This window comes from Myxococcus sp. AS-1-15 (assembly GCF_020037055.1).
Classification (GTDB): Bacteria; Myxococcota; Myxococcia; order Myxococcales; family Myxococcaceae; genus Myxococcus; species Myxococcus fulvus.
This window is the reverse complement of the sequence record NZ_JAIQDF010000001.1, coordinates 1079087-1104508: the sequence shown is the minus strand read 5'-3', so window position 1 is coordinate 1104508 and position 25422 is coordinate 1079087. Positions and strand designations below refer to the sequence as shown.

Annotated in this window: 17 protein-coding genes; 5 read left to right on the top strand and 12 right to left on the bottom strand. The window is 69.3% G+C overall.

The window, feature by feature from the left end; genetic code table 11:
- Positions 1-70: 70 nt before the first annotated feature.
- From K8625_RS04545 to K8625_RS04535, 3 genes are all read right to left on the bottom strand, one after another.
- Complete coding sequence (locus K8625_RS04545) at positions 71-1531, bottom strand: sigma-54 dependent transcriptional regulator (RefSeq protein WP_141322903.1); 1461 nt, start codon at positions 1529-1531, stop codon at positions 71-73.
- Complete coding sequence (locus tag K8625_RS04540; protein WP_141322904.1) at positions 1528-3108, bottom strand: ATP-binding protein; 1581 nt, start codon at positions 3106-3108, stop codon at positions 1528-1530. The genes K8625_RS04545 and K8625_RS04540 overlap by 4 nt, the downstream gene beginning before the upstream one ends.
- Positions 3109-3276: 168 nt before the next feature.
- On the bottom strand, positions 3277-4218 hold the full coding sequence (locus tag K8625_RS04535) for a diguanylate cyclase (protein WP_223745341.1): 942 nt from the start codon (positions 4216-4218) through the stop codon (positions 3277-3279).
- A 132-nt stretch (positions 4219-4350) separates the two neighbouring features.
- Between K8625_RS04535 and K8625_RS04530 the strand changes: the two genes are divergently transcribed.
- Both K8625_RS04530 and K8625_RS04525 read left to right on the top strand, forming a co-directional pair.
- Entirely contained in the window at positions 4351-5139 is a 789-nt protein-coding gene (locus K8625_RS04530) for a glycosyltransferase family 2 protein (protein ID WP_223745340.1), read from the top strand.
- A 7-nt stretch (positions 5140-5146) separates the two neighbouring features.
- Complete coding sequence (locus K8625_RS04525; RefSeq protein ID WP_223781931.1) at positions 5147-5995, top strand: ChbG/HpnK family deacetylase; 849 nt, start codon at positions 5147-5149, stop codon at positions 5993-5995.
- Positions 5996-6229: 234 nt separating this feature from the next.
- On the opposite strand, the gene K8625_RS04520 is transcribed toward K8625_RS04525, so the two are convergent.
- The 9 genes from K8625_RS04520 to K8625_RS04480 form a co-directional block, all read right to left on the bottom strand.
- Entirely contained in the window at positions 6230-6901 is a 672-nt protein-coding gene (locus tag K8625_RS04520; protein WP_223781930.1) for a class I SAM-dependent methyltransferase, read from the bottom strand.
- Positions 6898-8031, bottom strand: coding sequence for a mannosyltransferase family protein (locus K8625_RS04515; RefSeq protein ID WP_141322909.1), 1134 nt, complete (start codon positions 8029-8031; stop codon positions 6898-6900). The genes K8625_RS04520 and K8625_RS04515 overlap by 4 nt, the downstream gene beginning before the upstream one ends.
- Positions 8032-8096: 65 nt before the next feature.
- Positions 8097-10328: a fatty acid oxidation complex subunit alpha FadJ gene (gene fadJ, locus K8625_RS04510; protein WP_223781929.1), complete on the bottom strand. Its 2232-nt coding sequence runs from the start codon at positions 10326-10328 to the stop codon at positions 8097-8099.
- Positions 10328-11629, bottom strand: a complete 1302-nt coding sequence (gene fadI, locus K8625_RS04505; RefSeq protein WP_223781928.1) for an acetyl-CoA C-acyltransferase FadI — start codon at positions 11627-11629, stop codon at positions 10328-10330. The genes fadJ and fadI overlap by 1 nt, the downstream gene beginning before the upstream one ends.
- Before the next feature lie 203 nt (positions 11630-11832).
- Positions 11833-13323, bottom strand: a complete 1491-nt coding sequence (locus K8625_RS04500) for a hypothetical protein (protein ID WP_223781927.1) — start codon at positions 13321-13323, stop codon at positions 11833-11835.
- A gap of 245 nt (positions 13324-13568) precedes the next feature.
- Positions 13569-14615 (bottom strand): uroporphyrinogen decarboxylase, encoded by a 1047-nt coding sequence (gene hemE, locus K8625_RS04495; RefSeq protein ID WP_223781926.1) that lies wholly within the window; start codon positions 14613-14615, stop codon positions 13569-13571.
- A gap of 13 nt (positions 14616-14628) precedes the next feature.
- Positions 14629-17106, bottom strand: a complete 2478-nt coding sequence (locus K8625_RS04490; RefSeq protein WP_223781925.1) for an alpha-amylase family glycosyl hydrolase — start codon at positions 17104-17106, stop codon at positions 14629-14631.
- The gene (locus K8625_RS04485; protein WP_223745332.1) at positions 17097-18596 is read right to left on the bottom strand and encodes a carbohydrate porin; all 1500 of its coding nucleotides are present in this window, start codon (positions 18594-18596) and stop codon (positions 17097-17099) included. The genes K8625_RS04490 and K8625_RS04485 overlap by 10 nt, the downstream gene beginning before the upstream one ends.
- Positions 18597-18635: 39 nt before the next feature.
- Complete coding sequence (locus K8625_RS04480; RefSeq protein WP_223745331.1) at positions 18636-21044, bottom strand: glycogen-debranching protein; 2409 nt, start codon at positions 21042-21044, stop codon at positions 18636-18638.
- Between the two features lie 268 nt (positions 21045-21312).
- Between K8625_RS04480 and K8625_RS04475 the strand changes: the two genes are divergently transcribed.
- From K8625_RS04475 to K8625_RS04465, 3 genes are read left to right on the top strand one after another with little or no spacing between them, the layout of a single operon-like run.
- On the top strand, positions 21313-22401 hold the full coding sequence (locus K8625_RS04475; RefSeq protein ID WP_223745330.1) for an ABC transporter ATP-binding protein: 1089 nt from the start codon (positions 21313-21315) through the stop codon (positions 22399-22401).
- Entirely contained in the window at positions 22398-24572 is a 2175-nt protein-coding gene (locus tag K8625_RS04470) for an extracellular solute-binding protein (RefSeq protein ID WP_223745329.1), read from the top strand. The genes K8625_RS04475 and K8625_RS04470 overlap by 4 nt, the downstream gene beginning before the upstream one ends.
- Positions 24572-25420: a sugar ABC transporter permease gene (locus tag K8625_RS04465; RefSeq protein ID WP_046715363.1), complete on the top strand. Its 849-nt coding sequence runs from the start codon at positions 24572-24574 to the stop codon at positions 25418-25420. Before K8625_RS04470 ends, K8625_RS04465 begins: the two co-directional genes overlap by 1 nt.
- Positions 25421-25422 lie beyond the last annotated feature (2 nt).

The window sequence follows — 25422 nt, the reverse complement described above, 5'->3', positions numbered from 1 at the left end:
GTAACGAACAGGCGCCGGTGAGGGAGTCCCTCACCAGCGCCAGGAGTTCATCCAGTTCGTCCCGTCGCGACTACGACGCGGCCTCGAGCGGCTCAGCGCCCTCGTCGTCCTTGAGGACGCGCGGCTTCATGGAGCGGCCCGCCACCTCGTACTGCTTGAGCAGCCGGCGGAAGTTGGAGCGGTCCACGCCCGCGGCGCGCGCCGCGCTGGAGACGTTCTGGTTGTTCTTCTCCAGGAGCGCCGACAGGTAGCGCCGCTCGAACGCCCGCATCGCCAGGCGCTTGGCCTGCGCGTACGGCAGGTGCGCCAGGCTGAACACCTCCACCGCCGAGTCGGCCTGAGGCGCCGACTGGAAGCCGGGCGGCAAATCCTCCACGTCGATGACGTCATTGCCCGTCAGCACCACCGCGCGCTCGATGACGTTCTCCAGCTCGCGCACGTTGCCCGTCCAACGGTTGCAGGTCAGGGCCTCCATCGCGCGCGGGGAGATGCCCGTCACCTTCTTGTCCGCCTTGGACGCGTACAGCTTCAGGAAGTGGTGCGCCAGCAGCGGCACGTCCTGCGGACGGTCCCGCAGCGGCGGCAGGTCGATGGTGATGACGTTGAGCCGGTAGAACAGGTCCTCGCGGAACTTGCCCTGCTCCTTCGCCCGCGACAGGTCCACGTGCGTGGCCGCGATGACGCGCACGTCCACCTTCACCGGCTCGTTGGCGCCCACCCGCTTGACCTCGCCCTCCTGGAGGACGCGGAGCAGACGCACCTGGGTCGCCGGCGGCACGTCGCCAATCTCGTCCAGGAAGATGGTGCCGCCGTCGGCCGCCTCGAACAGGCCCTTCTTGTTGCCCGTGGCGCCCGTGAAGCTGCCCTTCACGTGGCCGAACAGCTCGCTCTCCAGCAGCGTCTCCGTCAGCGCCGAGCAGTTGACGGCGACGAACGGCTTGTCCTTGCGCGAGCTGCGGTAGTGGATGGCGCGCGCCACCAGCTCCTTGCCCGTGCCGCTCTCACCCTGGATGAGCACCGTGGCCGTGGAGTGACTCACCGTCTCCACCAGCTTGAACACCGAGCGCATCTGCGGCGACTGACCGATGAGGTCCTCGAACTGGCTGCGCACGGTGAGCGCCTCTTCCAGCGCGCGGGTGCGGTCCTTGAGCGCCTTGCGCTCGGCCGCCTTGGCCACCGTGAGGCTCACCTCGTCGATGTTCTCGAACGGCTTGGTGAGGTAGTCGTACGCGCCCGCCTTCACCGCCTCCACCGCCGTCTCCACGGTGGCGAAGGCCGTCATCATGATGACCTCCACGTCCGGACGCTCGGCCTTGATGCCGCGGAGCAGGTCCATGCCGGACAGGTTCGGCATCTTGATGTCCAGGACGACGACGTCGATGGTCGGGTCCTTGGCCGCCGTCAGACCTTCCACCGCGTCATCAATGGCCACCACCGGGTGGCCCTCGCGCTGGAGAATCTGCGTCACGGCCTTGAGGACGACCGAATCGTCATCCACGACGAGGACTTTGGCGCGCTTGACTTGGTTCACGGCAACCTCTCGAGCTGCAGGGGAATGGGCAGGAAGACGGTGAAACGGGAGCCGGCGCCCACCTGGGTGTCGACGTGGAAGCTGCCCCCGTGGTCCTGGACGATGCGGTACGCGATGGACAGGCCCAGCCCGGTGCCTTCACCGGGGGGTTTGGTGGTGAAGGAGGGCTCGAAGATGCGCGGCAGGTGCTTCTCCTCGATGCCGCACCCCGTGTCGGTCACCGCGAAGAAGCAGCGGTCACCCTCACGGCCCGTCTCCAGCTTGAGCTGGCCTACACGCTCTGGAAGCGCCTGCAGGCCGTTCTGCAGCAGGTTCAACACCACCTGCGCGAGCGTGCCCGGGTCGCCATAAACCTTCGGAAGCCCGTCCTTCAAATCGAGCGACAGCTCCGCGCGCGGCGTCGTCTTCAGCTGCGCCCGGAAGAGCACCGCCGCGTCCTCCACGCACCGCGACAAGTCGAACAGCCGCCGGTCCTCCACGCGGCTGTGCCGGCTGAACTTCAGCAGGCTCTCGACGATGCGCTTGCACCGCAGCGCGCTCTCTTCAATCAGCCCCAGGGACTCCAGGTCCGCGTCGCTGCGGCCCGCGTCGCGGGACATGAGCTGGGCGAAGGCCAGGATGCCCCCCAGCGGATTGTTGATTTCATGCGCCACGCCCCCCGCCAGCTGCCCCACCGCCGCCATCTTCTCCGTCTCGATGAGCCGGCGCGTCATCGCCTGCTCCTCGGTGACGTCGCGATAGGTGCACACCACCCGCTCGTCCCCCGCCATGGGGTAGGCGGCCACCACGTACGTCCTGCCCCCCTGCTGCACCTCTCCGCGCGCGCCCTTGCCGCTCTCCATCGCCGCCGGCAGCGGGCAGCCCGTGCACGGCTCGTTGCGACCGAAGAGATACCGGTAGCAGGCCATGTCGGACGGAATCTGCTCGATGGAGCGCCCCGCCACGTGCGCGTACGCCAGGTTCGCCCGCCGCACCGCGAAGTCGCGCCCGCGCACCACGCACAGCGGCGTCTCCATGCAGTCGAACGACAGCTCCCACTCGCGCTTGGCCTGGCTGAGCATCCGCGTGCGCTGGGCGACGCGCTCCTCCAGGTCCGCGTTGAGCAGCTTCAGCTCCGCGTTCTGCGCCGTCGTCACCCGGTACAGCCGCTCGTTCTCCGCCTGCAGCGCGTACTGCTCGAACGCGCTCTTGACCGTCAGCACCAGGTGGCTGTCGTTCCAGGGCTTGGAGATGAAGCGGAAGATCTCCGAGCGGTTGATGGCCTCTTCGATGGCCTGCTGGTCCGCCTGGCCGGTGAGCATGATGCGCTGGGCGCGCGGCTCCTGCTGCTTCACCCGGGTGAGGAACTCCACCCCGTTCATGCCCGGCATCCGGAAGTCGGAGATGACGACCTCGGGGCGGAACGCCTCCACCGTGCGCAGCGCCTGCTCCGCGTCCGTCGCCGTCTCGATGTCCCAGTCCCCCCGGCGCAGCACCCGCCGGATGGACTTGAGGATGTTCTCCTCGTCGTCCACGAGCAGCAGCCGCCCGCGCGGCGCTGCTTCCGTCTGAGTGATCTGTGCGGCGAGGGGGCCCATGGGATTCTTTCCGTCCCATGACATTTGCAATGTGTCTGCCAGCCGGTGGGGCGTCGCAAACCCATGGAATCACGGGATGATTCGACTCCCCGACAATCGAGGAGCGGGGTCATCCTAGACTCCCCCCATCCTTATGGGTCAATACCAACCCAGGGTCTTTGACCCAGGTCACTCGCCCTGCGAGGGATTGGGCGGCAACAGGGGCATTTGAGAATGGAGACAGACCCTGTCCCTGCCCTCCGCCTTGGCCCGGTAGAGGGCCTCGTCGGCGGTGAGCAGCAGCTGCTCGGGGCTGAGGACGGTGCGGTGGGGGAAGCTGGAGAGGCCCAGCGACGCCGTCACCCGGAGCGAGCCCTGGGGCCCTACCTGCAGGGTCGCCAAATCCTTGCGCACACGCTCCGCCACGGTGAGCGCGCCCGTCAGGTGGGTGCGCGGCAGCAGGACGGCGAACTCCTCGCCTCCGTAGCGGGCCACCAGGTCCGTCTCCCGCACGCTCTGCTGGAGCGCCGCCGCCACCTCTCTCAGGACGCCGTCCCCCGTGGTGTGGCCATGCCTGTCGTTGACCTGCTTGAAGTGGTCCAGGTCCATGAGGATGAGCGACAGCGGGTCATCGTAGCGCTGGGCCCGGCGGAACTCCTCGCGCAGCCGCTCCTGGAAGTGGCGGTGGTTGTGGACCCCCGTCAGCCCGTCCGTCGAGGACAGCCGCTGCAGCTCACCCACCTGGTTGGATAGCTGCGAAAATCGGGCGTGGACCGTCAGGCACCGGGCCACCCGCGCCCGTAATTCTTCCACGTCCCATGGGTCGAACATGACCTCAGCGCCGCGGGTGAGCGCCTCCAGCCAAGACTCGCGAGGTTCCCGGGGGGTCAGAACCATCACCGGAGGACCTGGCGGGCCCTCCTGGCCCAGCAGCTTGTCGAGCCAGTCACCGGTGACCTGTCTTCCGCCCACCCACACCACCAGGTCCACCTCCCTCGCCAGCCGGCCCACCTCCGGGCCCGGGGAAATCAGACGGAGGCAGTAGTCCTCCGGACCGAGGGCCCTCGCGAGGCGGGCCAGGGTTGACTCCGCTTCATCCACCACCAGCAGGGTATGAGGCCTAGAGGTCACAGTGTCCCCGTAAAATGGTGATTCCACGGTAGCACAGGGGTGTTCGCGAGTGGGAGCCCCCTGATTGATTTAGGACCCGGGCCTTGCTACCGAGCCGCCCGGAATCCCCTTCTCCGAGCATCGAGGTCCGTCGTGGCCAAGTACCCCAGCATCAGCCTCTTCCTCCCCGCATGGAACGAGGAGGACTACGTGGAGCGGGCGGTGAGTCGGGCGCTGGAGGCGCTGCCGCAGCTGACGGACGACTTCGAGATCATCGTGGTCAACGACGCGTCGACGGACCGCACGCAGGAGATTGCGGAAGGGATGGCGAAGCGGATTCCGCAGCTGCGGGTCATCAACCATCCGGTGAACCTGAAGCTGGGTGGGGCGATGCGCACGGGGCTGGCGGCGTCGACCAAGGACATCGTCGTCTACTCGGACATCGACCTGCCGTGGGACCTGCGGGAGCTGGAGCGCTCGCTGCACCTGATGGACTACCTGGAGGCGGACATGATCTGCGCCTTCCGGTTCGACCGCACGAGCGAGGGCCCCAAGCGCATCGTCTACTCGTTCGTCTACAACATGCTCATCCGGGCGCTGTTCGACATCCAGATCAAGGACGTCAACTTCAGCTTCAAGGTGATGCACCGGCGGGTGCTGGAGTCGATGGAGCTCAAGAGCCAGGGCTCGTTCATCGACGCGGAGCTGGTGGTGAAGGCCATCCGCAAGGGCTTCCGCGTGTTCCAGATGGGCGTGGACTACTTCCCGCGCACGCGTGGCGTGTCCACGCTGGCCTCGCCGTCGGTCATCGTGAAGATGGTGAAGGAGCTGGTGAAGCTCTACCCGGAGACGCGCAAGCCCGCGCCGCCGTCGCAGCCGGTGCGCCTGCCGCCGTCGGTGCAGCCGCTGCGCACCGCGAACAGCCGCTCGGCGCGGGGCTGAGTCGTCCGTGAGCACGCGGCCCCGGCGCCTCATCGTCAACGCGGATGACCTGGGGCTGCACCCGTCCCTGGACGCGGGCATCCTCCGCGCGAACCGCGAGGGAATCGTCACCAGCGCCACGCTGCTCGCCATGGGGCCGACGGCGCCCGAGGCCGCGGCGCGTGCGCGCGGGCAGGGGCTCGCGGTGGGGTTGCACCTGGCGCTGTCCACGCGGCTCGAGCCCGCGGCGGGCGCGCACCGGGTCCCCACGGTGGCGCCTGACGGGCGGCTGCGTGCGAGCTGGGCGGAGTTCGCGAAGGCGTGGCTGACGGGCAAGGTGCGGCGCGCGGAGGTGGAGCTGGAGCTGGAGTGGCAGCTTCGGCGCGCGCGGGAGCTGGGCGTGGTGGTGGACCACCTGGATGGACACCAGCACCTGCACCTGCTGCCCGGCATCCGGCCGATGGTCGAGGCGATGGCCGCGCGGGAGCGGCTCCCCGTGCGCTGGCCGGACGCCCTGCCCCGCGCGCGGTGGCTGCGCACGCCGGGCCCCGCGCTGAAGACGACGCTGCTCACGGTGCTGGCGCGCACGGCGCCCCGGGCTCGGCACGGCGTGCGTAGGGTGAGCGCGGGCGGCGTGTTCGAGGCGGGCCGGTTGGATGAGGCCGCGCTGCTGGCGGTGCTGGACGCGATGCCGGCGGGAGACTTCGAGGTGGGCTGTCACCCTGGCGAGGGCACACCGCAGGTGCCCGAGGACCCGGCGTGGACCTACGGCTGGCAGGCGGAGCTGGAGGCGCTCACGAGTGCCCGCGTGAAGGCGCGGCTCGCCGAGCGAGGCATCCAGCTCCACTCCTACGGGACGCTCGCTTCCGCGACGTAGAGCACGTGCGATGGCGTGGATGCCCCGCGCCTCCGCTGCGCATGGTTGCGCGCGTTGCAGCCACCTCGCATGAGCAACGCGCGCCTCGGTGCGATGGCGCTCTACGGCTCGGCGTATTCACCTCGCCCCTGTGCCCGCCGAGGGGACTCCGCCTCCGCGGACGTAGCGCCCACAGGACGTAGTGGCGCCCGACGCCACGACGCCACCACCGCGCGCACCGTGAGGCCCCAGCGACTACGGAGCACTCGCCTCCGCGACGTAGAGCACGTGCGGTGTGGTGTAGCCACGTCCCAGGTCCACCACCTCGCGCACCGTGAAGCCCGCGTCCTCCAAGAGCGCCCGCATCGCCGAGCGAGGCTTGAGCACCATTCCTCCGCTCGCCTTCGTGCGCCCCAGGAGCGACACCATCACCCACTCCTGCGCCAGCGCCTTGCGGTGCTTCCAGGAGCCATCCCCCTCCACCTCCTTCAACAACAAGCGCCCGCCAGGGCGCAGCAGCCCGCGCGCCGTGCGCAGGAAGCCGGGCCACTTCTCCTCGGGCAACAGGTAGAGCACGTCGCACACCACCGCCGCCTCGCACGTCCCCGGCAGCGCGGGCGCCAGCACCTCCTCCAACGTCCCCTCCGCGAGCTTCACCCGCGGCAGCCCCGCGAGCGCCTCGCGCGCCCACCCCACCTTGCGCGGGTCCGGATCCACCGCGTGCACCTCGCGCTTCGGGTCCGACAGCGCCAAGAGCGCGGACAACAACCCGTGTCCACAGCCGATGTCCGCCACCGTGCCACCGGCGGGCATGCGCTCCACCACCGCGAGCAGCGGCGCCGAGGACGCACGCGCATGCACATGGAACCGCTCGGCCGCGGGCAGCCGGGAGTACAACGCGAGGGCCTCGTCGAGGAGCGTGCTCATGAGATGTAGTAGTCCGCGCCGAACGCCCACGACAACACGAGCAACGACACCGCGCCCACCGCCAGCGCCCCCTGGAGCACGCGCGGCCGCTCACGCAAGAGCATCGCCCCCGTCAGGAACACGGGGAACGACGACAGCAGATACCGCCCCATCCCCATGAAGTCCTTCGTGGACCACGCGGGCAGCCCGACGATGGCCAGCACGTAGACGGCGTACCCCCACCCGAGCAGCTTGCGCGTGGGCCACACCAGCGCGAGCGCCAGAAGCGTGAAGAACGCGTGTGCCGCCAGCCGGAACGCCTCGCGCTTGTCGGTGGGGTTGAGCACCACGTGCTCGAACCACGACACCTTCAGCCACGTCCTCCACCCCGGCGTCTGCGCCCACCCCGCCGCGCCCTGCACCTTCACGAAGGCGAACGGGTCTCCGAACTGGTGCCACAGGTAGAGCATGTAGCAGCCGAACCCCACCCCCGAGAGCACCGGCAGGAAGTCCACCGCGGTCCACTTCTCGCCCCGCGCGTGCTTCCACTCGAGCCTGCGAACCAGGAGTCCCAGCACCACCGCGGGCGCCACGGGCCGTGCCGCCGTGGCCACCGCCGCCACCAGCACCGCCGGCCCCAGGTGCCCCTTCTCCAGGAGCACGAAGGACGTCACCACCAGCAGGACGAACAGCGCGTCCGAATACATGGCCCCGTAGAAGTACATCGTGAACGGGTACATCGCCATCAAGAGGCCCGCCTTGAGCGCGGTGTCCTCGTCCGCGAGCAGCCTGGCCCAGCGCGTGAACATCACCAGCGCCAGCGGGCCACACAGCAGCGTGATGAGCACCCCCGCCTGATAGACGTTGGGCCCCAGGGTCTCCACCGCGCGGATGAGCAGCGGGTAGAGCGGGAAGAAGGCCACCGAGCTCTGCTCGCCCGGCGTGTACTGGTAGCCGTCCTGCGCGATGCGCATGTACCAGCTCGAATCCCACGCCACCCAGCCCATGGTGACGTACTCGTCGAGCCGCACGACGGGGTTCTGCGGATTCTTGTGGAAGTAGCGCCACGCCCCGGCCGCGGCGGCGGCGCTGCAGAGCAGGACGGCGACCAGGACGACCAGGGCGATGGTGCGAGACGCGGAGCGGGCCATTCGGCCGGCAGGCTGGTCCCAGAACGCCGCCCCGGTCAAGCACCGGAGCGGCGGGAACCCACGCCTCAGCGCGGGTAGAACGTCTTGCCTTCCTTGACCATCTCCACCAGGAGCGGCGCGGGCGTGAAGCGCTCACCCAGCTTGTCCTGGTAGTGCTCCAGCTTGCGCAGCACCTCCGAGAGCCCCCGCGCGTCCGCGTAGTGGAACGGACCGCCGAGGAACGGCGGGAAGCCCAGGCCGAAGATGGCCCCCACGTCGCCGTCGCGCGCGCTGCGGAGGATGCCCTCGCCCAGGCAGCGGATGGCCTCGTTCACCATCTGCAGCACCAGCCGCTCCGCCATCTCCGACGCATCGAAGCCCTTGCGCTCCTTGCCGTGCGGCAACAGCCCGTAGACGGTGGGGTCCACCTCCTTCTTCTTTCCGTTCTCGTAGAGGTAGAAGCCCTTCTGGCTCTTGCGGCCCAGCCGGCCGTCGGCCACCACGCCGTCCAGCGCCTTGGGCGCGGCCATGCGCTTGCCGAAGGCCGCCTCCATGATGGGGCCGACCTTGTGGGCCACGTCGATGCCCACCTCGTCCAGCAGCGTCATCGGTCCCACCGGGAAGCCGAACTCCACCAGCGCCTTGTCCAGGGCGGCGATGTCCGCGCCCTCGGCCAGCAGGTACGCCGCCTCGTTCAGGTACGGCGCGAGGACGCGCGAGGTGTAGAAGCCCGGCCCGTCGTTGACGACGATGACCGTCTTGCCCTGCTTGCGCCCCACCTCCACGCACGTGGCCGTCACCCAGTCCGCGGTGCCCGCGTGGGTGATGATCTCCAACAGCGGCATCTTGTTGACCGGGCTGAAGTAATGCATGCCGATGACCTGGGCGGGCCGCTTGCTGCCCTTGGCCAGCTCGGTAATCGGGATGCTGGAGGTGTTGGACGCGAAGATGGCGTCGGGCCCGGTGACGGCCTCCACCTCCGCGAGGATGCGGTGCTTGAGCTTCAGGTCCTCGAACACCGCCTCGATGACCAGGTCCGCCGACTTGAAGCCGCTGTAGTCGGTGCCCGCGGTGATTCGCGCCTGCTTCGCCGCCGCCTCGCGCCAGGTGAGCGAGCGCTTCTTCACGCGCTCATCCAGGATGCCCTGCACCTGCTTGAGCGCGCGCGCCACACCCGCGTCGTCCTTGTCCTTCACGCGCACCTGCGCGCCCTGCAGCACGCCAGCCACGTAGGCGATGCCCCCGCCCATCAGCCCGCCGCCCAGCACCGCGACCTTCTTCACCTCGCGCGGCTTCACGCTCGCGTCCGACGTGCCGTTCTCCTTCTTCAGCGCCGTCGTCGCGAAGAACACCTCCACCAGCCGCTTGGAGACGTCCGACATCACCAGCTCGCCGAACGCCTTCGCCTCGGCCGCCAGCCCCGCCTCGCGCCCGGACTCCAGGCCCGTGCGAACCACCCGCAGGGCCTTCTCCGGAGCGGGGTACTTGCCGCGCGTCTTCTTGAGCAGCTGCTTCCGGGCCGCATCGAAGAGGACCTTGCGCCCCAGCGGGTTGTCCTCCAGCGCCACCTCCGCCCACAGCTCCTTGTTCGCCAGTCCCTGGAAGAAGCCCGCGAGCCCCTTCTTCTGCCCCACTGACTTCAGCCCCTGGCCGTGCGCGCGCACCGGCTTGAGCGAGCCCGCCGCCAGCTCCCTCGCGCGCTGCACCGCGATGGCGCGCAGGATGGGCACCGGCACCACCTCGTCGACGATGCCCAGCTTGCGGGCCTTCGCCGGCTTGACGTTCTTGCCCGTGAGGATGAGGTCCAGCGCCGCCTGCGCGCCGATGAGCGCGGGCAGCCGCTGCGTCCCGCCCGCGCCCGGAAGCAGGCCCAGCTGCACCTCCGGCAGGCCGAGCGTCGTCTTCGCGCTGTCCGTGGCGATGCGGTAGTGGCACGCCAGCGCCCACTCCAGCCCGCCGCCCAGACACGCGCCGTGGATGGCAGCCACGACAGGTTTGGGGAAGGCCTCCAGCCGGTCGAACCCCGCCTGCCCCTGCTGGCTCATCGCGGTGGCCTCCTCCGCCGTCTTCAGCGTCTGGAGGTAGTCAATCTTCGCCCCGGCGACGAAGCTGTCCTTCTTGCCGGAGATGAACACCAGGGCCTTCACGTCGGCCTCGCGCTCCGCCTCGTCCAGCAGCCGGGAGAACGCCGCGCCCACCTCCGGGCTCAGCGTGTTCACGGCGGAGTCCGGCAGGTCGAACGTGACGACGGCGACGCCGTCCTCGACATGGAGGGAGAAGCCCTGCTTCGCCTGAAGCTCTTCGAGTTGGATGGCCATCACGCACGCTCCAGGACCACCACGGCGCCCAGGCCGCCGGCGGCGCAGACGGTGCACATCACCGTGTTCTTGTTCCGACGCTTCAGCTCGTTGAGGGCCTGCGTGACGATGCGCGCCCCCGTCGCCCCGAAGGGATGACCGATGGCGATGGAGCCGCCCGTCACGTTCAGCCGCTCGCGGTCCACCTCCCCCACCGGCTCCGCCCAGCCCGCCTTCTTCGCGAAGCTCTTCGACGCCAGCGCCTGGAGGTTGCTCGCCACCTGCGCGGCGAACGCCTCGTGCATCTCGACGAGGTCGATGTCCGACAGCTTCAGCCCCGCGCGCGCCAGCGCCGTGGGCACCGCGTACACCGGGCCCTGCAACAGCTGGTCGCCCGGGTCCGTGGCCGCGTACGCATACGAGCGCAGGTAGCCCAGGGGCTCGTAGCCCAGCTCCCGCGCCCGCTCCTCGCTCATGAGCAACAGCGCCGCCGCGCCGTCCGTCAGCGGCGACGCGTTGCCCGCCGTCACCGTGCCGTACTTCCGGTCGAACACCGGCTTGAGCTTGCCCAGCGCCTCCAGGCTGGTGTCCTCGCGGATGATGTTGTCGCGCGTGGCCGTCTGCTCGTACTTCGGCGGCACCGACACGTGCATCACCTCGTCGTCGAAGCGGCCGTCCTTCCACGCCGCCGCCGCGTTCTTGTGCGACGAGAGCGCGATGCGGTCCTGCTCCTCGCGGGAGATGCCGTTCTCCTTCGCCATCTTCTCCGCGCTCTCCCCCATGGACAGGCCCGTGGAGTACTCGGCGATGGCGGGCGGCACGGGCACCAAATCTTGCGCCTTGAGCTTCTGGAAGGGCTTGAGCTTCTCGCCCAGCGAGCGCCCCTTGGACGCCGCCGCCAGCGCGTGCGCCAGGGGCCGGCTGGTGAACACCGGCGGGTCCGACATCGCCTCGGTGCCCCCGGCGATGGCCACGTCCGAGTAGCCCAGCGCAATCGCGTTGCCCGCCGTCGTCAGCGCCTGGATGGACGTCGCGCACGCGCGCGTCACCGTGGCCGCTTCAATCTTGAGCGGCAGCCCCGCCGCGATGACCACCTCGCGCGCGATGGACGGCCCCGTCAGCGTCGGAATCACCTGCCCGAAGACGAGCTGGTCGATGACGTTCGGGTCCAGGTCCGAGCGCTGCACCAGCTCCTGGACCACCATCCGTCCCAGGTCCAGCGCGGTGAGCCCGGAGAACACCGTGCCCGCCTTCACGAACGGCGTCCGCAGCCCCCGGACGATGGCCACCCTCCGGTGACTGTTGCGCTTCTGGCTTGCCATGTGTGCCTCACCCTCCTGGACGTCGAGTGGGGCACTTCTAATGAGCGCTGATGCGGCGCGTCAACCCTCTGTTGATTCAAGAGTCAATCCGCGAGCACTTGGCGCGCTCCCTCCTCCAGCGAGGGAGCCACGGGGCGGAGGGGGTGAGGCCTCCGCCCCGTGTGCTTCGGTCGTCCCTCACTCACGCGAGGGACACGCCTTCGCTACTTCTTTCCGTCGGCCTGCGGTCCCAGGACGATGTCGAAGCGGACACCGCCCGCCTCCTCGACCTTGTCGGGCTGCTCGGGGCTGGCCGAGTGCTGCACCACCTCGACGGCGAAGCGGCCCTGCTCCACGGCGGTGCCCTGCGAGACGAAGCGCACGTTGACGTGGTGCGCGCCGTCCGGGTCCAGCCACAGACCGTCCAGCCGGGCGCCCTGCGGATTGACGATGCGCACGGTCTGCTCGCCCACCACCTCGAAGCCCTGGCCCTCGTGGCCCCAGCGGTCCCACAGCTCGGTCGGCAGCGTGACGAGCACCTGTCCACGCTCCAGGAAGGACGGCAGATCCACGTCGCCGTTGCGGATCTCCAGGTGCGCCAGGCTGGGCCTGTCGCGCAGCAGGTTGCGCACGCGGAAGTCGAAGTCACGCACGGGCGCGAAGGGCGACAGGTTGACGACGTTGACGTTCTTCCACGCCAGGTTGTTGTTCCAGCGCGTGTTGTTGAGCGTGTTGGAGTTGGTCGCCTCCACCAGCGTCATCGGGTCCTGCGAGGACACCCAGCGCGTCAGCAGGCAGTAGTGGCCCGGCGCCGGCACGCCGTTCCACGGCACCATCACCTCCACGTTGGCGCCCGGGGCGATGCCCGCCACGGAGATGGAGCCGATGGGCGCCCAGTCCATGGGCCACAGCGCCGCGCCACCCGAGCCCGTGTAGTAGACGTGCAGCGTGCCGCTGGCCGTGTTGCCCACGGGTACGAGCGGGCCGTTGTTGCGCAGCGTGACGTAGACGTAGTTCGTCTGGCCGAACTCCGGGTTCTGGTGGCCCACGCAGCCGGCGTTCTGGCACACGCGGATGTCCGGGCTCACCCAGATGGGGTCCACCGTCGGCGTGTTGCCGAAGTCGCCGCCGTTGTCCTTCGAGTACACGTCCACGCGGCACTGCGTGACGACGAGCGTGACGAAGTCCACCGCCGAGTCATCCTGGGCGAAGACGTCCACGAAGCCCTGCGCGTTGAGGGTGGGGATGAGGTTCACGCCGCCGGGCAGCGCGGCCAGGTTCAGCGAGACGGTGCCGGAGCCGTAGAGCGGGATGCCCAGGCTCGCCAGCGACGCGCCCCAGCCCGTGGCCAGCTGCGTGCCCGCGGGGCCCATGAAGAGCAGGCCCATGGAGTCGTTGGTGTCACCGTTGCGCACCACCATGCGCAGCGTGGCGCCACAGATGGGGCCCAGCCGGCGCAGGTTGGTGAAGGTGGTGGCGAACCACCGGTCGATGCTCATGTCGTCGAACGGACGCGAGCCGGGATAGGTGTAGTTCGCGGCGATATAGTTGAGCATGCCCGTGCTGGGCGACACCGCCTCGGTCGGCGCGGCGAAGTTGTCCGCGATGCCGTGGGTGAAGGTCTGCGCGCGCGCGGCGCCGCCCCAGGTGACAGCCAGAAGGGCGAGCATGCTGAAGACGGTGCTGAAGTGGACTCGGGGATGAGGCGAAGACATGGAGCTCCTCGGGGTGTGGCGGGTTCGGCCGCGCCAGGCCACGTCGGAGAACTCCAGGTCGAGAAGAAGGAAGGGCGCGCCGCGGCCGGCCACTGAGCAACCGCCATGCCCTCCCGTCCGTCAGAGGATGACGCGCCGCTCGAGGACCTCGCGGCGAGACATTCCACGCCACAGTCCGAGCGGACTGTGGCGTGTCCGGTTACGCCCGCGCGCGTGGAGGAGCCACGCCGACATGCGGGAAACCGCTACGGCTTGAGCGTGCCCTGACGCAGCGCCGTGCCCAGGCGGTGCACGGCCTCGACGGCGAACTTCGCGGCCTCCGGGTCCGTGGGCGGGAGGATGCCGTGGCCCAGGTTGAAGATGTGCCCGACGGGCCCCGCGCGCAGGAGGATGTCCTTCACGCGGCCCTCCAGCTCCTCGCGCGGCAGGAACAGGTGCAGGGGGTCCAGGTTGCCCTGCACCGCGACGTCCGGGCCCAGCACCTTGCGGCCCTCGTCCATGGGCAGCGTCCAGTCCAGGCCCACCACGTCCGCGCCCGTGCTCTTGAGCAGGGACAGGTGCGTGGACATGCCCACGCCGAAGACGATGACGGGCACGCCCGTGGCCTTCAGCTCGGACACCATGCGCTGGAGGTACGGCAGACAGAAGCGCTCGTAGTCCCACGGCGACAGCTCGCCGCCCCACGAGTCGAAGATTTGAACGATGCTCGCCCCCGCCTCGACCTGCATCTTGAGGTACGGGATGAGCGTGTCGGTGAGCTTGCCGAACAGGCGGTGCGCCAGCTCCGGCTGCTCGAACATCAGCCGCTTGATGAGGATGTAGCTCTTGGAGCCGCCGCCCTCCACCATGTACGCGGCCAGCGTGAAGGGCGCGCCCGCGAAGCCGATGACGGGCACCGAGTCGTTGAGCGCCTTGCGCGTGCGGCGGATGGCCTCCGCCACGAAGCCCGTGCCCTCCACGGGGTCCGGCACGCCCAGCTTGTCGATGTCCGCCGCGGTGCGCACGGGGTTCGGGAAGTGCGGCCCCTTGTCCCCCAGCTCCAGGTGGATGCCCATGGCCTCCACGGGGATGAGGATGTCGGAGAAGATGATGGCCGCGTCCACGCCCAGCCGCGTCACCGGCTGCACGGTGACTTCGGCGGCCAGGTCCGGGTGCTTGCACAGGTCCAGGAAGGCGATGTTGCCGCGGATGGCCCGGTACTCGGGCAGGTAGCGGCCGGCCTGGCGCATGAGCCACACGGGCGTGGTGTCGGTGGGCTGGCGGCGCGCGGCGCGGAGGAGTCGGTCGTTCACTTCGGGCTCTCGGTCAGTCGGTGCACAGCTTGGAGGTCGACATCGCCAACAACGGCGGACAGAAGCGGAGGAAAGGCGGCCCCTTCACGGAGCGCTGCTCCCACGCCACGGGCACCTGCACGGGGCCCTCCTCCGTCTTCAGCTCCGGGACGAAAAGCAGGCGGTTGGGGCCGCCCTCCCAGGAGAACTTCCCCGGGCCGTCCTCTCGCACGAGCTTGTACTCGAAGACCCCGCCCTCGGGCAGCGACAGAGTGACGGCGCCGGCTTCCGGGCGCAGCGAGCGCTCGGGCTTCCAGCCTCCCAGCTCCGGGCCTCCGCCCACCACCCTTACCGCCGCGTCTCCCGTCTGGAGCACCACGGTGCGTCGAGGCCCCTCCCCCTTCCACCCGGTCCGAGCCATCTCCACCAGCGCCGCGTGGCCGCCCGGCGTGGCCGCCTTGAGCCGCACCAGCGACACCTCGCCCGGCTTCACCTCGACGTGCCAATAGGCCGACTCCGCGAGCCGCCCCAGCATGGAGCGCTTTCCCGTCAGCGGCTCGATGCCGTGCCCATCCCCGAGCCCCGAGGGCAGGAACGCGACACGCCGCTCGGTCCCGGAGTTGATGCCGACGAAGAACGCGTCATCCGGCGTCACGCGGACGTAGGCGAAGAAGTCCTCCCGGGCGGCGAGCACCATCGTCTCGCCACGCTGGAGGGCCTCACTGCCTCGACGCGCTTCCAACAACCGGGCAATCCACGCGCGCAGCGGATGGTCCGCGGTGAAGCGCATGTCGCCCCGGTTCTCCGGCTCCTTCGCGCCAGTGAGCCCCTCTTCGATGCCATACGTCAGCGCCGGCACGCCGCGCGCCGTGAGCTGCACCGCGAGCGCCCGCTTCACCTTCTCCACATCCCCGCCACACTCGCTCATCACCCGGGGCAGGTCGTGGTTGTCCAGGAGCGTCACCAGCGACTGGGGAGAAGGCTGGAACCGGTCGTTGAACAGGATGGCGCCCAGGTGCGAAGGAGAGCGCCCCCGGCAGAAGACATCCACCAGCGCGAAGGCCAGCGGGAAGTCGAACATCGTCCCGAAGCGGCCCTCCTTCATCACCCGCGCCAGCAGCACCGGGTCGCCGTCGAGCAGCTCGCCCAGCAGCAGGAAGTCCTTGCCCGCGTGCGCGCGCAGGTCATCGTTGTAGCGGGCCCAGAAGTCCATGGGCAGGTGCTTGACGGCGTCCAGCCGGAAGCCCGCGGGCTTCACCGTGTCCACCCACTTCAGCGAGTGCGAGAGCAGGTGCTGGTAGACCTCCTCCTGCTCCACCGCCAGGTCCGGCAGCCCGTGCACGTCGCGCATCACCAGCTCGCGCGAGTCGTTCCAGTTCTCGATGGGCCCCAGCCCGTGGAACCACGTCGGCTTCTCGCGCGTGAGCCGCGTCTCCGGGCCCACGTGGTTGAGCACCACGTCCAGCACCAGCCGCATGTCGCGGCGGCGCAGCTCCGCGGACAGCTCCTTCAGCAGGGCGTCGTCACCGAAGCGCGGCTCCACCCGGCCGAAGTCCTCCACCCAGTAGCCGTGGAAGGCGCCGTACCCATGGAACTTGTCGGTCCGCATCTGGAAGACGGGTGAAAGCCACACCGTGCGGACACCGAGCGCCTTGAGCCCGTCCAATCGGTCGATGACGCCACGCAGGTCTCCGCCGTGAAAGGCCTGCGCGTCCTTCGCATCCACCGCCCCGTCGTTCTTCACGTCCCCGTTGGCGAAGCGGTCCACCATCACGAAGTAGATGGCGTCCCCTTCCGGCGGCGTCCACTGGCCCCGGTACGGCTGGGGCGCGGGCTTGGGCGGAGGAGGCGGCTCGGTGGGCGTGCTCGTGCCCGGCTCGATGCCCTCTCCGGCCGGCGCCGACAGACCGGGCACCAGCCCCGGGCCACCGTCCGTGGACGGCACCAGCATGGGCGAGGCGAGGAACGAGTCGAACAGCGCGCCCGCCTGCCCCGAAATCTGCCGGGCCACCTCCAGTTGCGCGTCATCCTCGCGCTGCTGGTCGAACTGGAGCGCGGCGCCGTAGTCCGCCGAGTCGCTCGTGGCCTCCAGCGAGGACGTGGCGCGGTTGGCCGTGGTCTTCACGTACACGTCCCACGAGAAGCGCCCGCCCACCTGCCCGAAGAACGTCACCCGCGTCTCCACCAGGAGCAGCAGCGGCGCATCCCCGGCGCGGGCCTTGAGCATGGCGAAGCGGCGCTGCGTGTCCGTCACCTTCGCGAACTCGGCGGCGTACTCGTCGTAGGGAACTTCACGCGCCTGGAGGTTTCTCCTGGCCAGCACCTCCGCCACCCGCTGACGCACGCCCTCCGGCACGTTGGCCACCGCGCCGCGCCGCGCGTCGTCGCGGATGTACGCCACCGCCACCACCGTCCCTTCCGGCGCCAGCACCGGAGGCCCCTGCCGCTTCAGGCAGCCCGAGGCCACCAGCGCGAGGACCAGGGACCACAACCACCGCTGTCTCAGAACCATCCTTCGGCCTCGATGGCGACCACCGAGTGCCAGTGGCGCTCGGGGCCGACGTACTGGTTGTACTGGTTCAGGCTGTCCACGAACGAGTTGCCGAACGCCGCGTGCTGCGACGAGTACTGCAAGCCGTAGAGCAGCCGCAGGCTGGGGCGCGCGTAGATGCCACGGCCGGTGGGGTTGAGCACCACGCCCACCTTGCCCTGCCACGTGTCGCGCGTGTCGCTGTCGCCGAACTCCAGGCCGCGCGCGTCGGGGATGCCGCGCGTGCTGGTGAACACCGAGTCCACGTGGTTGCGGTACGCGTTGCCGTTCTGGCTCTTCTCGCGCGCGATGCTCGTCTCCATCAGGAGGTGCACGCGCTCGGTGAGGAAGTACTGCAGCCGCACCACCGTGGACGCGATGATGCGGTCGTCGTCGCCCGGCTTGATGGCGTTGTCGTTGTTGTAGGCGTAGCCCAGCCACACGCCCCACAGCGCCTCGAGCTTGTCGGGGATGAGCTTGATGTACGCCTCGTTGCCGAGCGACGCCTCGTAGCGCTCGTCGGTCTGGTCCGCGATGAACACCGTCCAGTCGCGGTTGCGGTAGCGCTCCGTGTAGCCCTGCTCCGGGTGCTTCTTCTCGAACGTGAGGTAGAGGTTGTCCCAGATGAGCGGCCCCAGCCCGCCGAAGCCCACGTAGCCGATGGCGCGGTAGGACAGCGCGCTCCTGGGCGCCAGGTCCGGCACCAGGTAGTCCTCCAGGCCCGGGTTGGCCTCGAAGTAGCGCTGCACCACCTCCCGGCGCACGTAGTCCTCGTAGTTGACGTACTCCGAGCGGTAGAGCGCGTTGCGGTTGCCCCGCACCTTGGGCTCGTAGCCCAGCTGGCCGCGCAGGCCGACCTCCAGGTGCCCGGGAATCAGCCGGTAGCGGAAGGACGCGGCGCCGGTGAGCACCGTGTTGTACTTCTGGGGCCTGAGCGTGTAGCCGCTGTCACCCACCGCGAGCAGCACGTCGTAGCGGTCGCCCTGGTACGTGCCGGACAGGCCCACCGTGTCCCAGAGCAGCGTCGCCGGGCGCTGGTCGTAGATGTGCAAGTCATTCCAGCGGTCCTCGAGCGTGCCCAGCTGCCACGTCACGCGGTCCAGCAGGATGTTGCCCGCGCGCACGAAGAGGTAGTCGGCGCGGAAGTTGAGGAACGAGCCGTTGCCCGGGTCCGCGGAGCGGAACGAGGTGCCGGAGAAGCGCGAGTGCACCTCCGCCCAGACCTCGTCGGAGCCCGGCGCGGCCTGGAGCACGTCCAGGCGCAGGTTGAGCTCACCGTAGGGGCTCTCGTTGAGGAGCCGGCCGTAGAGCCAGTAGTAGCCCAGCTGGCCGGAGCCGCCCGAGAAGTCCGGGCGGGTCATGATGCGGAAGTAGCCCGCGGCGCCGAAGCGGTCCCTCGTGGCGTCGGCCAGGGTGACGAGCGGGATGAGGAGCAACAGGAGGGCGCCGAGGCGCGCTGGCAGGACTCGCATGGACGGGCCCCGCTTATAGCGCACCTCGCCTGCCTGCCCCTACTCCGCGCGCAGGACGACGATGGTCCGCTCCGGCACCCCGTAGGTCGCCCCCGTCACCGGGGACGGCGCGTCCAGCCACGAGTTGCCCGTGGCCCTCGGGTCCAGGCCCGTGGCGGACAGGTACTCGGGGCTGTCGAAGTACGCCTGCGTGTCGATGAGCCGCTTCCACTGACGCCCGGGCGGCAGGGTGAACTCCACCGCGCGCGGCTCCATGTTGATGAGCACCACCAGCTCCGGGCCGTGCGTCGTGTCCGGGTAGTGCATCATCAGCTGCTTGGTGTCCCAGCCCACCTCCTCGCTGTTCTGTGCGCTCTTCCACACCAGCGGCGAGCCCTTCTCGTAGTCGGGCGGCGCGAAGGCGTAGGCGTGCTCCTTGCGCAGGCGGATGGCGGCCTTGACGAACTCGTACATCCGGTGGCGCTCGTCGCGCGCGAGGTACGCGCCCCACTGGTACCAGTTGAAGGGGTTGTCCGCGCGCGTGGAGTAGGCGTTGTTGTTGCCCAGCTGCGTGCGCATCCACTCGTCGCCGCCGAGAATCATCGGCGTGCCGTGGCTGACCATCATCGCCATGAAGGCGTTGCGCATCATCTGCCGGCGCATGCTCTCCGCGCGCGCGTCGCCGATGGGGCCCCAGTTGCGAGAGCGGTTGTGGTCCTCGCCGCTGACCTTGTCGCAGAAGGGGCTGTTGGGCGTGTCGCAGCACACCGGGTTCAGCGGGCCGCACTTGTTCTGCTTCACCTCGTAGGCGAACAGGTCGTAGAGCGTGAAGCCGTCGTGCACGGTGATGAAGTTCATCGAGTGGTACGGCCGGCGCCCGTTGCGCACGTACCACTCCTTGCTGCCGTACATCAGGAACGCGCCGTCCGCGGAGCCGGGGCGCCCGCACAGCGAGCCCTCGTTGGAGTTGAGCTTCCAGTCGTCGCGGTTGATGAACGCGCGCCACCAGTCGCGGAAGCGGCCGTTCCACTCGTACCAGCCGTTGCCCGGCTGGGTGAGCGAGTTGGGGAACTCGCCCATGGGCATGCAGTACCAGCCGCCCGCGCTCCACGGCTCCGCGATGATGCGGGTGTTGTACTTCTGGAGCACCGGGTCGTCGATGATCTCCTGCAGCACCGTGTTCTTCGGGTCGTCCCAGCGGTTGTAGTCCTGATCTCTCTCGCCGAGGATGGGCGCCAGGTCGAAGCGGAAGCCGTCCACGTGCAGCTCTTCGACGTAGAAGCGCAGGCTGTCGATGATGAGCTTGCGCATGGGGCGGTGGTTGGGCCGCGTCTGGTTGCCCACGCCCGTGTTGTTCCAGTACGTGCGCCGGTCGCCGTTGAGCCCGTAGTACGCCTGGTTGTCGATGCCGCGGAACGAGTACAGGCCCGCGACCTCCGCCGGGTCCAGCGAGTCCAGCGGCTCACCGGGCAGCACGTCGTCGGACTCCAGCTTCTCGCGCCACAGCCCGCCCTCGCCGGTGTGGTTGTAGACGACGTCGACGATGACCTCGATGTCGCGCTTGTGCAGCTCCTCCACCATCCACTTGAACTCGTCGATGACCTGGTGGGGCAGCTTGTGCGCGGCGTAGGAGACCTCCGGCGCGAAGAAGTTGATGGTCTGGTAGCCCCAGTAGCCGCCATCCAGCGGCTTCTCGTGGATGGGGAGCAGCTCCACGGCGGTGATGCCCAGGTCCTTGAAGTAGTCGGCCTTCTCGCCCATGCCCCGGTAGGTGCCCGGGAAGCGCACGCCGCTGGCGGGGTCCGCGGTGAAGCCCTTGGCGTGGACCTCGTAGACGATGAGGTCCTGCCACTTGTGGCCCGCCCACTGCTCGTCCTCGCGGTTGGCGCGGTACTGCCGCTCCAGCTCGCCCCACTGGTAGCCGCTCTGCACCAGCACGCTCTTGGCGGAGGCCGCGTACGTCACCTCGTTGCGCGCGGGGCCGCTGGCGGTGCTGCCCTTGCTCCAGTCGTGGTCGCGGTGCAGCGCCTTCGAGTACGGGTCCGTGAGCAGCTTGTTCGGGTTGAAGCGGTTGCCATACACGTCCGCGTCCGCGCGGAAGCCGTGGATGGAGCCGGGGAACCAGCGCGGATCGAACTCCCAGTTGGGACCCCAGGCCCTGAAGCCGTAGTGCTGGCCCAGGCCCACGCCCTCCACGTAGACGTTCCACACGTCGCCGTAGCGGGTGAGCTGATACGTGCGCGAGGGCGAGTTCACCTCCGGGTCGTCGAACAGGAGCAGCTCGATGCGCGTCGCGTTCTCCGAGTACAGGGCGAAGTTGACCCCCTGATCCACGAAGGTGGCGCCCATGTGCTTCAGGGACTCCACGTCCTCCACCGTGTAGCTCGGGGCACGCGCCTCGCTGTGATACAGCCGGACGTAATCGCTCTCGCTGCACCCGAGGGCGAACAGCAGCGAGACCAGGGTCATGCCCCTCGGAAGGGACCAGCGGGGAGTGCTCATGCGGTGGGGTAGACCTCGACGAACCAGGTGCCGGCTTCCATAACAAGCGACTTCCAGGGCTGACAAGGCGGCCATCCCCGCCCCGTCCCCCTCCGGGCATTGGTACGGACACCGGAAACTTCCGGATGACTTCCGTCGAGAATAACGCACTGCGCCCAACCGGGGAGGTTTGGGGAAAGCGCGAGGCTCCGGGTAAGGTGCGCGGCCGTTCTCCCCCCATTTTTCCGAGAGCGTCTTGTCCGAAGTCACCCTGAACGGCATCAAGAAGTCGTTTGGCTCCAACCTCATCGTGAAGGGCGTGGACCTTCAGGTGGGACAGGGCGAGTTCCTGGTCATGGTGGGCCCGTCCGGCTGCGGGAAGACGACGCTCCTGCGGCTCATCGCGGGGCTGGAGCAGGTGGACGCGGGCGAGGTGAGCATCGGCGGCAAGCGGGTCAACGACGTGCCGCCGAGAGACCGCGACGTGGCGATGGTGTTCCAGTCGTACGCGCTCTACCCGCACATGACGGTGCGCGAGAACCTGGCCTTCGGCCTGACGCTGCGCAAGCTCCCCCAGGCGGAGATCGACTCGCGGGTGGCGGAGGTCGCCTCGATGCTGGAGTTGGGGCACCTGCTGGAGCGCAAGCCCAAGGCCCTGTCGGGTGGTCAACGTCAGCGCGTGGCCATGGGACGCGCCATCGTCCGGCGGCCCCAGGTGTTCCTCTTCGACGAGCCCCTGTCCAACCTGGACACGGCGCTGCGCGTGCAGATGCGCGGAGAGCTGGCGCGGCTGCACCGCCGGCTGGGCGCGACGATGATCTACGTCACGCACGACCAGGTGGAGGCGATGACGCTGGCCACCCGGGTGGCCGTCTTCAACGGCGGCGTGTTGCAGCAGGTGGGGCCGCCGCTGGAGCTCTACAACCGCCCGGCCAACCGGTTCGTGGCGGGCTTCCTGGGCTCGCCGTCGATGAACTTCCTGGAGGCCCGGCGCGACGGCGGAAGCCTCGTGGGCAAGGGCTTCACCCTGCTGAGCCCTCAAGATTTGCCGCAAGGTGGTGAGCGGGTGCTGGTGGGCCTGCGGCCTCAAGACCTGCGCGTGGCGGCGCTGGGGCCCCTGTCCGGCACGGTGGACGCGGTGGAGCGGCTGGGGTTCGACGGTTACGCCTTCGTCACGACGGAGGCAGGGCACGTGGCCGCGCGCTTCGACAAGGGCACCCACGTCTCTGTGGGAGACAAGGTGGCGCTCGCGCCCGTCGCCGACGCGCTGCATGTCTTCAGCGAGGACGGCGCCAAGGCTCTGCGCCACCCCACCCAGCGCGAGACGCTGGAGGTGGCGTCTTGAGGAGACTCTGTGCCATGGTGCTGCTCGCGGCGACCTGGTGCGCGCACGCGGCGGAAGGCCCGGCGCCCCTCAAGCTGTGGCACGCGTACCGGGGCGGGGAGGAGACGGCGCTGCTGGAGGCGACGAACCTCTTCACGAAGGAGACGGGCGTGCGGGTGGACCTGCTCGCCCTGCCCTATGACGCGTACGCGGCCAAGCTGACCAACGCCATCCCCCATGGCGCGGGCCCGGACGTCTTCATCTTCAACCACGAGCGGCTGCGCAACTTCCACTCGCAGAACCTGGTGGCGCCCACGGCGGGCGCCTTCCAGCGCGAGGACTACTTCTCCAACACGGTGGAGGCGCTGGAGGTGGATGGCCAAGTGTTCGGCTATCCGATGTCGCTCAAGTCGCTGGCGCTCTACGTCAACACGAAGCTCGTGCCCCGGCCGCCCGCGACGACGGCGGAGCTGCTGGCGCTGTTGCCCACGCTGTCCAACCCCGCGCAAGGCCGCTTCGGCCTCGCGTACGAGAGCGGGGACTTCTACTTCCACGCGCCCTTCCTCTTCGGCTTCGACGGCAAGCTCTTCGACGAGGCGGGCAAGGCGAGCTTCGACACGCCGGGCATGGCGCGCTCGCTGGCGTTCGTGAAGAAGCTCCAGGACGAGAAGCTGATGCCCCAGGAGGTGAGCGGGGCGCTGGTGAAGACGCTCTTCAACGACGGCCGCGCGGCGATGATCATCAGCGGCCCCTGGTTCGCGGGGGAGATTGCCCCGTCGGTGTCCTACCGCGTGGTGGCGCTGCCCACGGTGAGCGAGACGGGCACGCCCCTGCGTCCCTTCCTCGGCGTGGAGGCCGCGTTCGTCTCGGCCCGCACGGAGCAGGCGCCGCGGGCGCACCAGCTGGCGCGCTTCCTGTCGCTGGGCGAGGCGTCTCGGGTGCGCACCACGGTGGGCAGGCAGATCCCGGCGGACGTGCAGGCATACCAGCTCCAGGCGGTGAAGGACGACACGCTCATCTCCTCGTTCCGCGAGGCGGCGGTGAACGCCACGCCCATGCCCAACACGCTGGAGATGGCCCGGGTGTGGGAGCCGATGAAGCTCACCCTGCGCGCGGTGCTCCAGGGCGGCGCCCAGCCCGAGGACGCGGGCGCGCTGGCGGACCGCCGGTACCGCGCGCTGCACCGCGAGCGTCCCCCCGAGGCCAACCCCGTGCCCTGGCTGGGGCTCGCGGGGGTCATGGCGCTGGGTGGCACCGCGTGGGTGCTGCGCCGGCCCGCGCCGGGGATGACCTTCCGGCAGCGCTACCCGGACGTGGCCCGCGCGGCGAGGTACGTGGCGCCCGCGGCGGTGGGCCTGCTGGTGCTGGTGTTCATCCCGTTCTCGGTGGGCCTGGGCCTGTCGCTGTTCCACCACGACGCGGGCCAGTACACCTTCGTGGGCCTGGCCAACTTCGTCGACATCCTGGCCAGCCGTGGCTACAGCATCACCGAGCCTCTCTCGTTCTACTTCACGCTGGTGGTGACGCTGCTGTGGGCGGCGGTGAACGTGGTGCTGCACGTGAGCATCGGCCTGGGGCTGGCGCTCCTGCTCAAGGACCCGCTGCTCAAGCTGCGCGGCGTGTACCGGGTGCTGCTCATCATCCCGTGGGCGGTGCCCAACTACATCACCGCGCTGATGTGGAAGGGCATGTTCCACCAGCAGTTCGGGGCCATCAACGGGCTGCTCGTGGCGCTGGGGCTGGAGCCGGTGAGCTGGTTCACGCGCTTCTCCACCGCGTTCGCGGCCAACGTGGCCACCAACACGTGGCTGGGCTTCCCCTTCATGATGGTGGTGGCGCTGGGCGCGCTGCAGTCGATTCCCCCGGAGCTCTACGAGGCCGCGGAGGTGGACGGGGCCAGCCGCTGGACGCAGTTCCGGCACATCACCCTGCCCCTGCTCAAGCCCGCCATGCTGCCAGCGGTCATCCTGGGCAGCGTGTGGACGTTCAACATGTTCAACATCATCTACCTGGTGTCCGGAGGCGAGCCGGGCGGCGCCACCGACATCCTGGTCTCCGAGGCGTTCCGCTGGGCCTTCCAGCGCAACGAGCAGTACGGCTTCGCCGCGGCGTACTCGGTGCTCATCTTCGTGGTGCTGCTGGGCTGGTCCGTCTTCACCAAGCGGCTGATGCGCACCGAGGAGGCGGCGTGATGAAGAAGCCCTCGGGCCTGAAGATGGCCTTCATCCACGCCGGGCTGAGCCTGATGTGCATGGTGACGCTCTACCCGGTGCTGTGGGTGGTGAAGATGGCGCTGTCCCCGTCGGACGGCCTGTCGCTCACGGCCAACCCCTTCCCGGACGCGGTGACGTTCGACCACTTCCGGGAGGTGCTCCTGAGCACCGACGTGCATGGCCGGTGGGTGTTCGGCAGGCAGGTGCTCTCCAGCATCATCGTGTCCGGCGCGACGACGGTGGTGGGGCTGACGCTGGCGGTGACGGCGGCATACGCGCTGTCGCGCTTCCGCTTCCCGGGGAAGGAGGGCGGCATGCAGGCGCTGCTCATCACCCAGATGTTCCCGGCGACGCTGATGCTGGTGCCCATCTACAGCATCCTGCAGAAGCTGCGGCTGCTCGACAGCCTCACCGGGCTGGTGCTGGTGTACGCCACCACCGCCCTGCCCTTCTGCATCTGGATGTTGAAGGGCTATTTCGACACGCTGCCGCGCGAGCTGGAGGAAGCGGCGGTGATGGACGGGGCCTCGCCCCTCCAGGTGTTCCTCCGTGTGGTGCTGCCGCTGGCCCGCCCCGCGCTGGCCGTGACGGCGCTGTTCTCCTTCATGACGGCGTGGAACGAGTTCGTCCTCGCCGCCACGCTGATAAACGACCCTACCCGCTTCACCCTGCCCGTCGCCCTCCAGCGGTACGTGGGCGAGTACAAGGTGGAGTGGGGCAAGTTCGCCGCCTGCGCGCTCGTGGTGTCCGCGCCGGTCATGGCGTTGTTCTTCGCTCTCCAGAAGCACCTCGTCGGCGGGTTGACCGCCGGCGGCGTCAAGGGGTGATG

Coding starts and splice junctions, on each gene's coding strand:
- K8625_RS04480 (WP_223745331.1), bottom strand. CDS start 21,044: ATGACCCTGGTCTCGCTGCTGTTCGCCCTCGGGTGCAGCGAGAGCGAT.
- K8625_RS04520 (WP_223781930.1), bottom strand. CDS start 6,901: ATGAGCACGCTCCTCGACGAGGCCCTCGCGTTGTACTCCCGGCTGCCC.
- fadJ (WP_223781929.1), bottom strand. CDS start 10,328: ATGGCCATCCAACTCGAAGAGCTTCAGGCGAAGCAGGGCTTCTCCCTC.
- K8625_RS04490 (WP_223781925.1), bottom strand. CDS start 17,106: ATGGTTCTGAGACAGCGGTGGTTGTGGTCCCTGGTCCTCGCGCTGGTG.
- K8625_RS04500 (WP_223781927.1), bottom strand. CDS start 13,323: ATGTCTTCGCCTCATCCCCGAGTCCACTTCAGCACCGTCTTCAGCATG.
- K8625_RS04540 (WP_141322904.1), bottom strand. CDS start 3,108: ATGGGCCCCCTCGCCGCACAGATCACTCAGACGGAAGCAGCGCCGCGC.
- fadI (WP_223781928.1), bottom strand. CDS start 11,629: ATGGCAAGCCAGAAGCGCAACAGTCACCGGAGGGTGGCCATCGTCCGG.
- K8625_RS04465 (WP_046715363.1), top strand. CDS start 24,572: ATGAAGAAGCCCTCGGGCCTGAAGATGGCCTTCATCCACGCCGGGCTG.
- K8625_RS04515 (WP_141322909.1), bottom strand. CDS start 8,031: ATGGCCCGCTCCGCGTCTCGCACCATCGCCCTGGTCGTCCTGGTCGCC.
- K8625_RS04485 (WP_223745332.1), bottom strand. CDS start 18,596: ATGCGAGTCCTGCCAGCGCGCCTCGGCGCCCTCCTGTTGCTCCTCATC.